The sequence below is a fragment of the Leptolyngbya iicbica LK genome, assembly GCF_004212215.1.
Classification (GTDB): Bacteria; Cyanobacteriota; Cyanobacteriia; order Phormidesmidales; family Phormidesmidaceae; genus Halomicronema; species Halomicronema iicbica.
In genome coordinates, this window is record NZ_QVFV01000006.1 from 80,289 (window position 1) to 94,538 (window position 14,250).

General features: G+C 58.1%; 9 protein-coding genes and 1 other RNA gene. 5 read left to right on the plus strand and 5 right to left on the minus strand.

What is annotated here, in order from left to right; genetic code table 11:
- Window position 1 precedes the first annotated feature (1 nt).
- Window positions 2-5,323: a translocation/assembly module TamB domain-containing protein gene (locus DYY88_RS19075; protein ID WP_039725455.1), complete on the minus strand. Its 5,322-nt coding sequence runs from the start codon at window positions 5,321-5,323 to the stop codon at window positions 2-4.
- 3 nt (window positions 5,324-5,326) lie between these two features.
- On the minus strand, window positions 5,327-5,560 hold the full coding sequence (locus tag DYY88_RS19080) for a hypothetical protein (protein ID WP_039725456.1): 234 nt from the start codon (window positions 5,558-5,560) through the stop codon (window positions 5,327-5,329).
- On the opposite strand from DYY88_RS19080, the gene DYY88_RS19085 reads away from it, so the two are divergent.
- From DYY88_RS19085 to DYY88_RS19095, 3 genes are all read left to right on the plus strand, one after another.
- Window positions 5,555-5,944, plus strand: coding sequence for a DUF3110 domain-containing protein (locus DYY88_RS19085; RefSeq protein WP_039725457.1), 390 nt, complete (start codon window positions 5,555-5,557; stop codon window positions 5,942-5,944). The two genes, DYY88_RS19080 and DYY88_RS19085, sit on opposite strands and share 6 nt — an antisense overlap.
- A 231-nt stretch (window positions 5,945-6,175) precedes the next feature.
- Window positions 6,176-7,120: an N-acetylmuramic acid 6-phosphate etherase gene (murQ, locus tag DYY88_RS19090; RefSeq protein WP_242517643.1), complete on the plus strand. Its 945-nt coding sequence runs from the start codon at window positions 6,176-6,178 to the stop codon at window positions 7,118-7,120.
- Window positions 7,121-7,403: 283 nt separating this feature from the next.
- Window positions 7,404-8,552 (plus strand): VWD domain-containing protein, encoded by a 1,149-nt coding sequence (locus DYY88_RS19095; protein ID WP_052288230.1) that lies wholly within the window; start codon window positions 7,404-7,406, stop codon window positions 8,550-8,552.
- Window positions 8,553-8,745: 193 nt separating this feature from the next.
- Here DYY88_RS19095 and DYY88_RS19100 read toward each other — a convergent pair whose 3' ends face one another.
- The 3 genes from DYY88_RS19100 to rnpB all read right to left on the minus strand — a co-directional run bounded on the left by DYY88_RS19100 (window position 8,746) and on the right by rnpB (window position 11,191).
- Window positions 8,746-10,449 (minus strand): hypothetical protein, encoded by a 1,704-nt coding sequence (locus DYY88_RS19100; protein WP_207223355.1) that lies wholly within the window; start codon window positions 10,447-10,449, stop codon window positions 8,746-8,748.
- Between the two features lie 173 nt (window positions 10,450-10,622).
- Window positions 10,623-10,811: a hypothetical protein gene (locus DYY88_RS19105; protein ID WP_130199523.1), complete on the minus strand. Its 189-nt coding sequence runs from the start codon at window positions 10,809-10,811 to the stop codon at window positions 10,623-10,625.
- 10 nt (window positions 10,812-10,821) lie between these two features.
- Window positions 10,822-11,191: RNase P RNA component class A (gene rnpB / locus DYY88_RS19110), an RNA gene on the minus strand.
- A gap of 548 nt (window positions 11,192-11,739) precedes the next feature.
- Between rnpB and DYY88_RS19115 the strand changes: the two genes are divergently transcribed.
- Together DYY88_RS19115 and DYY88_RS19120 are read left to right on the plus strand one after the other, a co-directional pair.
- Window positions 11,740-12,441, plus strand: coding sequence for a hypothetical protein (locus tag DYY88_RS19115; protein WP_130199524.1), 702 nt, complete (start codon window positions 11,740-11,742; stop codon window positions 12,439-12,441).
- Between the two features lies 1 nt (window position 12,442).
- Complete coding sequence (locus DYY88_RS19120; RefSeq protein WP_044150961.1) at window positions 12,443-14,158, plus strand: ABC transporter permease; 1,716 nt, start codon at window positions 12,443-12,445, stop codon at window positions 14,156-14,158.
- Window positions 14,159-14,250: the final 92 nt, after the last annotated feature.

Below are 14,250 nucleotides of genomic sequence, written 5' to 3' on the forward strand. Positions count from 1 at the left end.
CTCAAAACCGCGTTTCATACTCTAACAGGACACCGCTGCGCTCGCGAAAATCCTCATAACTGGTGGTGCCCCGAAGGGTGAATTCATCGCTGAGGCGATAGCGAGTGTTGAACTGGAACGGCGTATCGTTGGTAATCACCTTTAAGACTGACACTGAAATAGTGGGGCTGATCTCAAAGCCCACCTCAGCGCCAATATCGGAGCCATCATTGGCCTCGACCCCACCGGAGGCATCGGACACCTGGAATAACCGCACCTCGCTAATCGGCACGGTATCACCGAGAAATTCGCGCACTGTATTGAGCAGGGCCGACCCGACAAACGTGCCAATGCCAGTCAAGGCATTATCGCTGCCCAGCGCATCGATCGCGCCGATCACATTGCCGCTTAACAGCCCGACAATTTCGCTTTCAGACCGGGGGGGCGAACTGCTCAACGACAGATTGCGCGAGGTCGTCGTGATATTCGCCAATTCGCTCGCTGGGCCGGTGTAGCGAGCCCGAATCCGCACGAGACGATTGCCTTGCTGAGTCAACCCGATAGACTCCAGGGTGGTCGTGTCTGGCACTTCATTGCGGGGAAAAGGTCCTCTCGTCACTTGAATGCCCGATGTATTGGTTTCGGGTAATGAGGTTTGCAGCGTGACATCTAGGAGCGGATCAAAGGTGCCTCGAAAATCAGCGCGATCGTTCTCACCCGCCAGTCGCAACTCCACAGCAAAGAGACCGATGCGCCCAGACGGCAGCTGAATCGTCCCGGTGGGGCGCAACGTGGAGAGGGTGCCATCCAGCCGCAGGCCGCCCTGAGCCCGCACATCCAAATAATTGCCCTGCACAATATTGATGCCGCGCCGCAACAAAATGCGCAGATCAGAAAAGGCAAACGGTGGAAAAATGCTATCTCCACCATTTCTATCCACCGCCGCAACCGGCGGCGGGCCACCGCCCTCGGGGATGATCAGCGTGCCTTGGGATAAATCGATCGCCCCGGTGAGCTGCGGCCCCAGCAATAAGCTACCGACCAACTGCATCTCGCCATCGACCTGTCCCTCATACAGCCCTTGCAAGTCGAGGGCAATATTGTCGAGGTTGAGCGTCAGGGGCTGATATTGGGGATTGCTCGTTTCGGAGGGCTCGGTGTCGTCAGCGGCGGGCGGCGGCGCGGTCTCGTCTTCACCTTGAGGCGGCTCCGTATCATCATCAGCAAAATCGACAAACGTATCCAGCGGCAGCAGTAGAGGAAATAGCCCCTGGGCCGAGAGTTGTCCTTCGCTAAATTGGCCTGTAAGCTGCTCGACCTCGATCGCTTGAATGCTGGGCACCAACCGAATGCGCCCGGTGACATCCGTCATCGGCACGGGCAGGGCACTGGCCGAAATGGTGGCATCATCCAGCGTGATCAGCCCTTGAAATGTCTCTGGCAAACTATTGTTGGTTTGCAAATCACCGGCAATGTTAAGCACGACTTCGCCCTGACCGTCTTCCCAAGCCACTTGCTGAGTAAACAAATTGAGCAACGCCAAGCCCTCGTCTTTGACATTGGCGCGCAGCAAATAGCTTTGGTCGACGGGCTCGATATCCACAAACCCGAGTTGATAGGGCACAGCCGCCGTCAACGTGAGGGGATCGTTGGAGCCAATCAGGGACAGCTGAGCATCGAGGCCCGCTCGCGCGTTGATATAAGAAAAGGCCGCCGTCGTATTGGAAATGCCCGTCCCGTTTAGGGTGCCGTCAATCACTTCCAACTCTCCCGTGAGGCGAGGATTGCCCAGGCGACCGCCCAAAATAGCGGTGCTGTTGAGGCGGCCATCCAGGTCAAAGGGCAAATTGGCAAAATCTTCGAGGTTGCTGATGGGCACATTGGTGATTTGCAACAGCATTTCCCGGTCAGTCCGGTCTTGCGGATCGAGGGAAAAACTGCCGGTCAGCGCCGCTGAGGCAATGCCCGTCTCTTCATTAGAGTTGAACTGCAACGGGGCAAAGGTGACCAAGCCATTTTGATAGCTACCTTGGGCAACCATCTGATCAGCTCTGATGTCGGGACCCCAGCTCCAGTTTTGGCCCGCCAAGTCAAAGGTGGCGCGGAGATCGGTAGGCAGGGTAGCGGTGATGTTGACGCGCCCGGCAAAGCTGCCCTGCAGTTCGCTCAGAGGGGGGATCGGGGCTTCTTCGGCCGCAATTTCATCGAGGATTTGGATCTCAATGATTTCAGACAGCCGCCGCAGTTGGTTGAGCAGGGTGTCGTTGGGGCTACCGACGGGATTGGTCGCTAAGATTTTGGCGGCTTCTAAGGTCGAGGCTGGAATGAACCCTTCGTTGGGCTGTAGCCCCCGGCGAAAATCGGCGAGCTCTTGAATCTGGAGCATTTGTAAGAGGTCGCGCAGTTCCCCTGCTTCTGACGAGAGCGTACCGACGAGTTGCGGCGTTTGCCCCAGGCTATAACGACCGGACACATTGTAGGTGCGGGTGGCGATCGCCGCGCCCCGTTCATCGCGATCGGCCATGATGATTTGCCCTTCGTTCAGTTGGGCGACACCGTCGGCATAACGGAAACCGCCATACAACCGATCAACATTCACATAGCCAAAGCCGAGATAGGCCACATCAAACTGACCGATCGCCTCCCCCGTCCGGAGGTTGATACTCGCGTTGGCAAAATCCACCAGGCCCCGCAGTGAACCGTAGGGCGACGGCTCCGCAGGAATATTCAGGACCGAAACAGGGAAATTGTAGAGCTGAGCTTGCAGCAGGTCGCCCTCGGTGGTGGCAGTAGCGATCGCCTCTCCGGCCCGAATTTCGGCATTTAACTGTCGGGTTTGGGGGACATAGGTCGCCGTAATTTGGTCCTCGGTTCCCATCAGGCCCACGGCCAAGCCCCTCTGGTTAGAGTAGGTCACGGGACCAGCCAAGCGGCGGTCAAACACTAAATCATTGAGGGCCAGATTTGCCAGGGTCAAATCGCCCTCAAAATTCAGATTACTGGGGCTCCCTGTCAGCCGTCCCTGCAAATCGGCGATGCCCACCAGCGCCAAGGCCGGGGGGAAATTAACTGGCAGGGTCGCCAGATCGTAGTTGTTAGCAGCCAGATTCAGGTCAATTGCGGCAATGCTGGGCGCGCCAGAGCCGGATAGCTGCGGCGTGACGGTGCCACTGGCGAATAGACCCCCCGTTTCTAAACTGTCGATGCGCAGCAGGCGACCATCCCAGGCCAGGCTGGCATCTAAGGGAGCGGGCGATCGCCCGAACGCCGGATTCAGCGCCCGCGCCGTCGCCAACCCATCCGACAGCTGAATGTTGGCGCGGCCTCGGATGGCGGCGGGTGAAAGGTTTGCCAGGCTGCCCGCCAGTTGAAAAGTCGCCGACCCGGTGCCCCGCAAATCAGACGATAGTTGTTGCAGTTGCAAATTACGGCCCTGACCGTCGGCCTGCCAGGTGCCGTTCGCGAGATTGAAAGTACTGTTCAGCGTGCCACCGGCTAACGCCGCGACAATATTGCCGTCGCCTTGCAGCCCCGCCAACGAAAAGTCGCGGGTGCTGCCGCCCAGTCGCACATCACCGCCTGCCGTCACCCCTTGCAAGGCGGCATTGAAGAAGCCCATTTGCAGTCCCTGAGCCTGGACGTCCGCAGTCCATTGCCCTTGGTTCAGGCGACCCACCCCCGACACCGTGCCCCCAGCAATCTCGGCCTGTCGCAGCGTGAGCAGGTTACGCTCAAGTTCCGCTGTGCCCCGCGTGGGGTAGGTGCCGCCAACGGCATCCCAAGTGAACACGCCGGTCAATGATTTGACCGGGCCAGCAATATCCGCTTCCAAAGCCAGGGTGCCAATGGAGATATCGTCGGGCAAACCATAGAGGCGGGCCAGGTCATCGGCGGGCAAATCCGTCCCGAGCAGATCGAAGGCGATCGCGACGGGACGGCCAAATCGCAGTTCACCATTCCCGGTCAGTTCGCCACCCGCCAGGGGATTCGCCACCAAATCGGCAAACTGAAAGCCCTCACGACTGTAGGTCACTTCAGAGGCCACCCGCGCAAACTCCACCTGGTCAATCGTTCCCCCATCAACCGTTTCCACCAGGCCGGAAACCGTGGGTTTTGCCAACGGCCCGGTCAGCGCCACCTTCGGAGCTTGCAGAGTGGCCGCCATCTCGACGGGATATTCAAAGTTAAAGGTCTCAGCAATGCCCTCCAGGGTGACGGGAGCGATCGCCCCGGTCAGGTCGTAGCCATTGCGGGGATCAATGATGCCCCGCGCCTCCGCCTTCAGTTCCCCAAAGGTGGCCGTGGTCTCTTCCAAAGCGATCCGATTGCCCTGAAAACGTGCCTGGGTATTAATCTCTGAGAACGGCGTCGATAGGGCATCGATAAAAAGTTCGCCATCCTCTAAACTGGCCGTCCCCGTCAGCCGGGGCGCTTCAAACGGCGTCAGTTCGGCTGCGATATTGCCGTTGAGCAGCCCCGCTGTGATCGCCAGGGGCAGCCGCTCTCCGGCACTGGCAAACACCAGCGGCGACAATGCCGCCAGATCAATCGCCTGAGCCTGGACCGCGATATTGGCCTCGAGCGAGTCGAGCAGATTAGGGGGCGCATTGTCCCCATAATCCAGTTGTCGAATCACGCCGCTGAGGTCTAAATCCCCTGCATTCTCAGGGCGAGAACTGAAGTCCAACGTGATTTCCTGGGCGTCTAATTGGGGTTTGCCCCCAGCCCGGGGATTATCCACCACCACTTTTTGCACCGCGACGGTGCCGTTGATGTCGTTGAGGGTAAAGACTTGCGGCGATTCGTCTGGCCCGAGATAGGGCAAGAGTTGCACTTCACTATCTGCGAAGATGACCGTCGGGTTGACCCGGATGAAGGGCTCACCCCGGTCTTCATCGTCATCGTCGTCATCTAAATTAATGTCAACTTCGACCCACTTGCCTTGTTCGTCTTGTTCGATGTAAACCTGGACGCCGGTGAGGGTAATTTGTGGGTTGACTTGCCGCCCCAGCAGCCCCAGCGGATTGAACCGCACGGCGATGGTCTCGACATACAGGGTGTCTGGATCGGTCGCGGTGGGCGGCATCGCCGATGGGCCAAACTGCACTCCCGTAATCGAGACTCGCTCCACTTCGCCCAGGGCCACCGGGCGATCAAGGGCCTCGGTCAAATAGTCTGAGGCCCAGGGAGATAGCGTTTCGTGGGCAAACCGCCAAGCCGCGATCGCCACCCCAGCCACACTCAGGGTCGCGATCGCCCCGATCGCCAAGCCAGTCGTCGTCCAGAGGCGGCGACGCTGTTTTTTGGGAGTCGATTGTGGCTCTGGGGATGACCCGTTGCTCATGGCCTACACACCTGTGCTGTCTGCCCACAGCGGCGGTTTGATCTCGCCGCTCTGAGCGCCTGACTCAAAGACACCAATTGCCAACATGACAGTACCAAGATTGGGCAAATTTTCACCGTTTTCGGCATTGCGAGGTGGATCAATTTGCCGGGTTTCAGCATTGAAATGGTCTGGCTGCCCATTAAGATACTTAAAATTAACGCTTATGGATAAACGACGGATTAAAGACTCATGCAAGTCTATGTGCTCTTGTTTAACGCGGGGACTGACAACGAGGGAATTCACTCGTTGCAGGCCAACGGGCGGAACACTGTCCTCATGTTTGAAGACGAGGATGATGCTACGCGCTTTGGTTTGATGTTAGAGGCGCAGGATTTTCCGACGCCCGATATCGAAGCGTTTGAGCAAGACGAAATCGAAGAGTTCTGCGAAGAGGCAGGCTTTGACTTGCGGTTGATTCCAGCGGGTTCGTTGATGGTGCCTCCTGACAGTGCTGTCGAAGCGATGGATTGGGATCCTGACGGCGAATACGTGGCAGAAGAGCCCCCCACGGCAGACGAATCGCGACTGTCGAATGAAGAACTCGACGATATCCGCCAGCGTTTAGAAAAACTGCTCTAGCCTGGCAGCGATCGCCATTATGGCATCGAGGCTTGGAAGACTCTGATGGGGTTACGAATTTCGCAACATCAGGTCGTTCGCCCCAGGCCGAGCCTATCTACCGCCGCGCCATCCAGTGCCTTGCGATCGCCCCCGCACGCCGTGCGCTGTGCCCATTGCCCATTGACAGGGAGTCGCGATCGCGGCAGCGCAGTTTCTCCCCTGTCTCAACCCTGCTCAAGGAGTAATTCGGTGACTTTTTCTAATACCCCGGTGCCCGACTCGCCCATTGATCGGGGGCACTTGCTCACCGAGCAGGCTAATCCGGCGAGTCAAAACCTCGATCAACTGTCGCCCTTGGAATTTGTCGATTTAGTCAACGCTGAAGATCAGAAAACTTTGAGTGCGATCGCGGGTGCTCGGGAAGATTTAGCCGCCGCCATCACCCTCATTGCCGACTCGATGCGGCTGGGGGGACGGCTGTTTTACCTGGGGGCAGGCACCAGCGGTCGCCTGGGCGTGCTCGACGCCTCGGAATGTCCACCGACTTTTTGCACCCCGCCTGACCTCGTGCAGGGCATCATCGCCGGGGGAGCCGGAGCCCTGATCCGCAGCTCCGAAGGGCTCGAAGACATTGCCGAAGATGGCGCGGCCATCATCCACGAACACCATATTCATGAGCATGACGTTGTTGTCGGTATCACTGCTGGGGGCACCACGCCCTATGTGCATGGCGCGTTAAAAGCGGCTCAACAACGGGGAGCCGCCGCCATCCTCATTGCTTGTGTGCCCTGCGAGCAGGTGCCCGCCAACTACGATGGCGACATTCGGCTGCTGGTGGGCCCCGAAATTCTGGCGGGCTCCACCCGGTTAAAAGCGGGCACCGTCACCAAAATGGCGCTGAACATCCTCTCCACCGGGGTCATGGTGCAACTGGGTAAGGTGTACGGCAACCGCATGGTCGATGTCGCCGTGACCAATACGAAACTGCGAGATCGCGCCATCCGCATTTTGAGTGACCTGGCCGACCTCGATCGCGACCAAGCCGCCGCTTTATTAGATCGGAGCGACCAGCGGGTCAAACTCGCCCTCCTCATGCACTGGAGTGGACTCTCCGCCCCCGAAGCTGACGCCTGTTTGCAAGCCCATCAAGGGCATCTGCGTCAAGCCTTGCAAAGCCTCAAGTCGTCTGATTAAAGCATGAGCATTGAAGTCAGTGTGAACAGCCGTCTCGGCTGTCCTGTGGCAGACAAGATGCCTGCCCAACAAAACTGGATTTTATAAAACCCAGATTCCTCAGCACCCACGATGCGCACAACGATGCCCCACGACCAGGGAACATTTTGGAGCGCTTGGCTTCGTGATCAGCAGGGGGCGATCGCGGTTCAGGCCATCGCGTCGCTTCCGGAATGTCTGGTTGCTGATCGGTAGACTGATACCGGAAAACCAGACCCTTTGCAGTGCCACGAGGTTCTTTATCATGCCTGACTTTCAATCTCCGCTCCGTCATGGGCGATCGCTGCGCTGGCTGGGGCTATTGCTCGCCACCTGTTTTAGCGTGGTGAGCCTCTCCCTGGGGTCAGCGAGTGCGCAAGACAATCCCCTTGAGGCGGGGAGTGATACGGCCTTCTGCGTGGCCAACACCGAGCCGCTAGCCGAGCCAGTGCAGGGACGCAGCTACGGCGACCCCCATATCAATACCTACGATGGACTGCACTACAGCTTTCAGCTCGTGGGCGAATTCATCTTGACCAAAGCTGAAGACGCAGGCTTTGAAGTGCAGGCGCGGCAGAAAGCGGTGGCTGGCAGAAATGGGGTGTCCCTGAATTCAGCCGTCGCCATGCGCGTGTGCGGCCATCGGGTGGCGATTTATGCCCAAGATATTCCCGACGGCAGCTCGACCCCCGTGTGGATTGATGGCATTCCGACCCCGCTGGCGGTGGACGCATTGCCCTTACCGGGGGGCGGTGAGATTCAGCGCAGCGGCAACGACAATTACGCCATTATTTGGCCCAGTGGCGATCAGGTCATCATTCGCTCCATTCGCGCTGGGGGCGACACCTTCCTCAATATCATGCCGACCTTACGCCGCGACCAACCTGAGGATTGGAGTGGCTTATTGGGTAATTTCAACGGCTCAACAGACGATGATTTGATGGGCCGCGACGGCTCCATTGTGCCGGCTCAGTCCACCTACAGTCTGGCGACCAATGCTCTGGATCGGGCGCTGCCAGCCGTGATCCCTGTCCGCACGATTGAAGATACCTACTTCGATACGCTGTATCGTCAGTTCGGTGATAGCTGGCGCATTCGACAGTCCGAATCGTTGTTCGACTATCCCCTGGGACAATCGACCGCCAACTTCACGGATACCGCCTTTCCCAGACAGTTGGTGACGTTAAATGGCGTGGCCCCGGCGCGCATTGATGCGGCGCTGACCACTTGCCAGGAAGCTGGGGTTGACGAAGCGCTGTTGGATGGTTGCGTCTTTGACGTCGCAGCCACTGGGGATGACATGTTTGCCAATGCGGCAGCAAATGCGATCGCCAACGCGGTCGTCCAAGAGCTTACCGATCGCGTCATCGATGAAGTCCTGGATAGCCTGCCGATTCCCCGATTCCCCTTCTAGACAAACCGAGCCGAGCCATGCTCAACGTCTCTTGAGCGAAGCCTCACAGCGCGATCGCGCTGTGAGGCCCATGGAAAAACAGATTTTATTGGCTCCAATGATCGCAGCTCTTCCCCTTGGGCGTGGCCATGCATGTTTGAGCCCGAATTTCGTCGCCCCATTGCGCATGATGCCGTGGGGCGACAACCGAGCTTTACTTCCGACGAATGGCGGCCCCGTGAATGTCACTGCGCTCAGCGCCTGTATACTCATGGCCACCGGGGGCGCTCAGGGGCGCATTGTCAATAGTGTTCGTGGTCCGCAGTACGCCTGCCAGACGCCCTGTAGCCCCATCCTCCAGCAGTTCGATAATGCCGACACCGGGGCAACTGCCCTGGGCCGAATGGGTTACCGACACGGGTACAGGCCCCCGCAGCGCCACCACCAGGTACTTGCCATCAGGAGTGGCTTCCATCAGGTCGGGGGCGGGGTCATTACCGGGTAGCGCCTCGTCATCTACGACTGAAGCGGCAGCACAGGCTCCCACGCCGTGGCCCTGGCCATCCGCAGAGATCAGGTCATAGGTGGTGTGGGCCAGGGTGGCGGTGTTAAACACCTCAACATTGTTTTGAATGCGATCGACGGTATGAATGTAATCGCCAGACGGGGTGATCGCCATGCCGTGAGAGTCGCGACGGCTCGTGCTGCCCGGCAGTTGGCCCGTGGCGTTAGCGGCCTCGCCCGCCAAATTGCCGATGGTGGCGGTATTGGTCATGTCTTTGAAGATCATCCTCGGCGCAGGCGTATTTGGCGCATTCGACGTGCTGCCAAACAGCGAGTCATCCAGACTAAAGAGGGTGAAGGTCGATTGATCGGCCCCGGCATCAGAGGCAGAAACCCCCGCATTGAGCCACATGTCGTCGCCCGTTTGCACGCCACCGCAGCCAGCGCCATTGACCACCTGATTGTCATACTCGCCCACGATCGCCATCGGGGTCACTGTGGTATCGACCACTAATAGTCCACCCCCACCAAAGGTGACATAGGCATTGTCCCCTTTGGAAACGATCGGGCAAATGATGACGTTATTCGCCCGTCCGCCGAGGTCACTCTCGGGGCCATTCTCACAGCCATTTTCTTTGCAAAAACCTTGAGGCGTCAGGTCGCCAAAGGCTACATCCAGGTCATAGCTGCCCGCGACCTGCCCCACCATCGGGTTGCCGTGGCTATTGTCTCCCAGATAGACCTTGGCCCCATCATCAATGGTCATGGCTTTGCCGACCCCGAGGGCAGCGGACTGGTTGAAGGTGGCATCAATAATGTCGCCTTCAGCGTTACGGGTAATGTCGATCCGCTCCAGCACCTTGCCATTCAGGTTGGCAACCAGTAAGGCGCTGCCGTCGCTGTTCCAAAACGACATGTGTACCGATCGCCCCGCACTGGTGCCCGTCACCCGAAACAGCGCCACGGCCTCCTTGGTCTCGCCATCCATAATGCCGACATAGCCGCCCCCCGGAGAGAAGAGGTTGACATTCATGTAGCGATTTTGAGGGTCAGGCAGCATGCCGTGGAGGCGACCAAAATCGGTGCCGAGCTGATTGCCGGTGGCTCCTTCGGCGTCGTGTTCCATCAGCGCTGCCGGAAACACCTCGTAAATATTGCAAGGGCCGTCGCCAGGACGGTTTTGGCCATCGCAGCCTAGGGGTTCAGCAGCCTCGCCCGTCTCCAACTGCTGCTCCATATCCTGACTATCCCAAACCCAGATCCAGCTCCCTTTGACCCCGCGAGATTCCACATCAGCGACGGAGTTAGATTGATCAGAGCCCCAGATTTCATAGCCGTGATGCTCGGCAGCCGCCATCTTGAGGGTAAAGTTTCCGGCCAATAAAACCGAGGCCGCGAGAGAAGCTTTGATCATGAGGGGGAATTTTCGCATTTTCGAGTCCTTTTCCAGAGTTTTAGATAGTACAGCAAGCCATGTCCGCACTCTAGGAGCAGGAAACAAGAAAATCGTTTTAATCGGAGCAAACACACTAATTTTTTTCTGAATTTGATTTAATAAAGCTCAATAAATCACCCAGGCAGCATTCATTAGTAATCGCGATCGCCGTCATTCGCTTCATGTCCATAAATAACTGATGTCGCGTGAACTAATAGCAGCCGTTGCCAATACCAGGCTGAGGCCATTTGGTCACAGGTCTGCTTCCACACGGTGATGAACAGAGCGCCCACCTCGTCAGGCGAAATCCGCATCGCTGGCTGTGGCAGTGCACCGCTCACGATGATGGTCGGGAAGAGTCAGACATAAGCCGGGTTCTGTTCTCTCAGGCAAGCCGAGAGGGCGATTATCTATCTGGGACGGCTGTTACCAACCGCCTCTTGCGGTACACCAACAGCGAGACAGGAAAAAGACCAACCCTTGCCTCTGCGACCTTGCTCCCGACCGGGGTTTACCGAGCCAGCACCTCTCGATGCTGCTGGTGCGCTCTTACCGCACCTTTGCACCCTTACCTGTGAGCGATCGCTCCATCGGCGGTATGTTTCTGTGGCACTATCCTCACGGTCACCCGCACTGGGCGTTACCCAGCAAGTCTGGTCTTTCGGGAGCCCGGACTTTCCTCGGGCCAGTCATGCCGACCCGTAATCGCCTCGCCAACTCTTCCCTATCCCTAGTCTAGAGGCAATCTCAGCGCTGCAAACGACAGGCTAGCGAGGATTTCTGCCAAGAAGTTCCTTTGGCAAATGTTCAGCGCAATGGCCCATGACGCTGGCGCGCCACTCCGAACGATGACAAAGGGGGGGGAGATTGCGAAGGGGCTAGGGGATGGGTCCCTGTCGGTTCAATCAGGATGGTCAGGCATCGTCCAAGGGACCCGTCCCCTGAGGGAACTATTTTCAGAGTCATGTGGCGGCATGGAGCGCTCTTCTTTCCGCCGCGTCTGTCTGCAATAGTCTGTAACGGTGTCTGGAATTCCCGACAGGGTTATTGCAAGTGACTGCCATTAAGGCTATGATTTCGTGGAGGAATTGTTCTCAGCTATCTCGGCTGTCTGACTTGACTGTCTGAGATAGACGAGTGACTTCAAATTCGGAGTAAGTCAGGTTAGTGCAGTTGGTTTTTCCGTTTAAGGCCAAGCGATCAGTCGTCGTTTCCGCTACAGTTGTGACGCTTTCTGCGATCGCCCACAGCGCTATCTTCTGGGTCCCCATGCCCCAGCCGGCAGCCGAAGAAGTGTTCGCTGACCCTACGGCGTCTCCAGCTGATGAAGACATCTCGGTGGTGATTTTGCCGCAGTCTGAGCCCCCGCCATCGCCGTCGGAACCGCAGCCCAAGTCTGCGTCGTCACCGCCACCCAACCCCTCAATTACGCCCGCACCTGCGCCTGCGACCTTGTTGCCAACTAATGTCATTGCGGAACCAGTCGCACCGCCCCCGTCAGTCGCTGACCTGCCCCCGCATCCCAGCGAAACACCGCCACCAGAAGAGTTGCCCATCGAGGACGGCGATCGCACCCCAGCGTTTGCGTCCCCTGGGGATGATGACGGCCCGTTATTGAGCTATGGCGAGCAATTTCCCCATTTTGAGGGCGCCACGAGTGGCTGTTTGGGCCTGGGAGAATGTCGCCAAGTCAGCGGTGTCGGGACCTTTCGGGTCGTGGCCGAGACGCTCATTGCCGGATTAGAAAGTCAAGGCTATGGGGTCGATCTGCGGGATGACCTGGCAGACGATACTGGGCGCAATGTATACGAATTGACCCCACCCGGTGGCGAGGCGACCAAACAATTTTTGCTCGTGTTTCAGGGCGAAGAGGCTGGCTCCGCGATTTATGTAATGAGTCCTGAGATCATGACCCTGGACCAATTAAGGTCGCTGGCGGCTCAGGTGACGGAGCGTCGTCAGGCAGTTTGATATGGCTCACTTAACGACGCCTAAAATGCGCATCCGGTTTGCTCAACGACCCCGGCCCTCGCTGCGGCTGTCGGGTTGGTCGCTGGGAGTTTTGCTCATTGCGTTGTTGATTTCAACGCCGCTGCTCTCCGTCCTCTTGAGTGCTTTTTTCTACGCGGGCGAAGGGTCCACCAGCGAGGTCTGGCAGCATCTCGCGTCTACGGTGTTGCCGAGCTACATTTTCAATTCCCTCGGACTCATGATCGGCGTCGGGCTGGGGGTGTTGGTCCTCGGTGTCAGTACCGCTTGGTTAGTCACGATGTGTCGCTTTCCGGGCAGTCGGCTGTTTGAGTGGGCCTTACTGCTGCCGTTGGCGGCCCCCTCTTATTTACTGGCCTACACCTACACCGACTTTTTGGAATATTTCGGCCCGGTGCAAACGGGCTTGCGGACCCTGTTCGGGTGGGAAAGCGCCAATGATTATTGGTTTCCTGATGTGCGATCGCTGCCGGGGGCGATCGTGCTCTTCAGTCTGGTGCTGTATCCCTACGTTTACATGCTGGCGCGGGTGGCCTTTCAAGAACAGTCGCTCTGCACGCTGGAAGCCAGTCGCTCGCTCGGGTGCAATCCCTGGCGCAGTTTCCGCATAGTGGCGCTGCCGTTAGCGCGTCCGGCGATCGCGGCGGGGACTGCCCTGGCGCTGATGGAAACGCTGAACGACTTTGGGACCGTGCAATATTTCAGCGTGCCCACCTTCACCACGGGCATTTATCGCACCTGGTTTGGCATGGGGGAACGCCTCGCCGCCACACAGCTCGCAAGTGTATTGCTGCTGTTTATCGCGGTCTTGATTGTGTTGGAACGGTTTTCGCGGCGGCAGGCTCGCTATTACCAGGGATCAGGCAGTCAGCCCAGTCTGTCGCAGTTTCAACTGGGGGGAGTGCGGGCGATCGCGGCGTTATTAGCCTGTACTTTGCCCATCCTCTTGGGACTGTTGTTACCCGCTGCACTGCTAGCTGGGATGACCCTGAGAAATTGGCAAAAATCTCTCAACCGCGAATTTTTAGATCTCGCCAGTCACAGTCTCATTTTGGCGGGGGTGACTGCTGGGTTAGGCATCATGCTGGCTCTCATTCTGGCTTATGGGGCGCGGCTGCAACCGGGGCCGGGCGTGCGGTTTGGGGTACAGGTGGCGGCGCTAGGGTACGCCGTACCGGGAGCCGTCATTGCCGTCGGCATTCTCGTCCCGGTTGGTCGGTTAGATAACGCCATTGCCAATCTGGCGCAGCAGTGGTTTGGCGTCTCTACGGGGCTGCTGTTGAGTGGCACTGTGGCAGCGCTGGTGTTTGCTTATTTGGTCAGGTTTTTAGCGATCGCCATTAGCACTGTGCAAGCCGGACTCACCAAAATTCGCCCCACGCTGGACGACGCCTCACGCTGTCTGGGCAACACCCCCACGCAAACCTTGACGCAAGTACACGCCCCACTGCTCAGCGGTAGTTTGCTCACAGCGGCGGTGCTCGTCTTTGTGGATGTAATGAAAGAACTGCCCGCCACCATGGTGATTCGTCCGTTCAACTTCGACACGCTGGCGGTGCGCGTGTTTCAATACGCCTCAGACGAGCGGTTAGTGGATGCCGCCGCACCAGCCCTCGCAATTCTGGTAGTGGGCATTGTGCCGGTAATTTTGCTCAGTTACCGCATCACCCGCAGTCGCCGCTATGCAGACCTAGACTAGCGGGTTCATTCGTCCCCTAGCTAAGCAACCCTAGCTAAGCAATCAAAACTTTATCGACTTCAAGGATTGTTGGACAGGCATCTCACCTGCGC

What these genes read in the sequence shown, in the direction of transcription:
- DYY88_RS19120 (WP_044150961.1), top strand. Translation starts at nt 12,443, where the DNA reads ATGGCTCACTTAACGACGCCTAAAATGCGCATCCGGTTTGCTCAACGA.
- DYY88_RS19100 (WP_207223355.1), bottom strand. Translation starts at nt 10,449, where the DNA reads ATGATCAAAGCTTCTCTCGCGGCCTCGGTTTTATTGGCCGGAAACTTT.
- DYY88_RS19095 (WP_052288230.1), top strand. Translation starts at nt 7,404, where the DNA reads ATGCCTGACTTTCAATCTCCGCTCCGTCATGGGCGATCGCTGCGCTGG.
- DYY88_RS19075 (WP_039725455.1), bottom strand. Translation starts at nt 5,323, where the DNA reads ATGAGCAACGGGTCATCCCCAGAGCCACAATCGACTCCCAAAAAACAG.
- DYY88_RS19115 (WP_130199524.1), top strand. Translation starts at nt 11,740, where the DNA reads ATGCCCCAGCCGGCAGCCGAAGAAGTGTTCGCTGACCCTACGGCGTCT.
- DYY88_RS19085 (WP_039725457.1), top strand. Translation starts at nt 5,555, where the DNA reads ATGCAAGTCTATGTGCTCTTGTTTAACGCGGGGACTGACAACGAGGGA.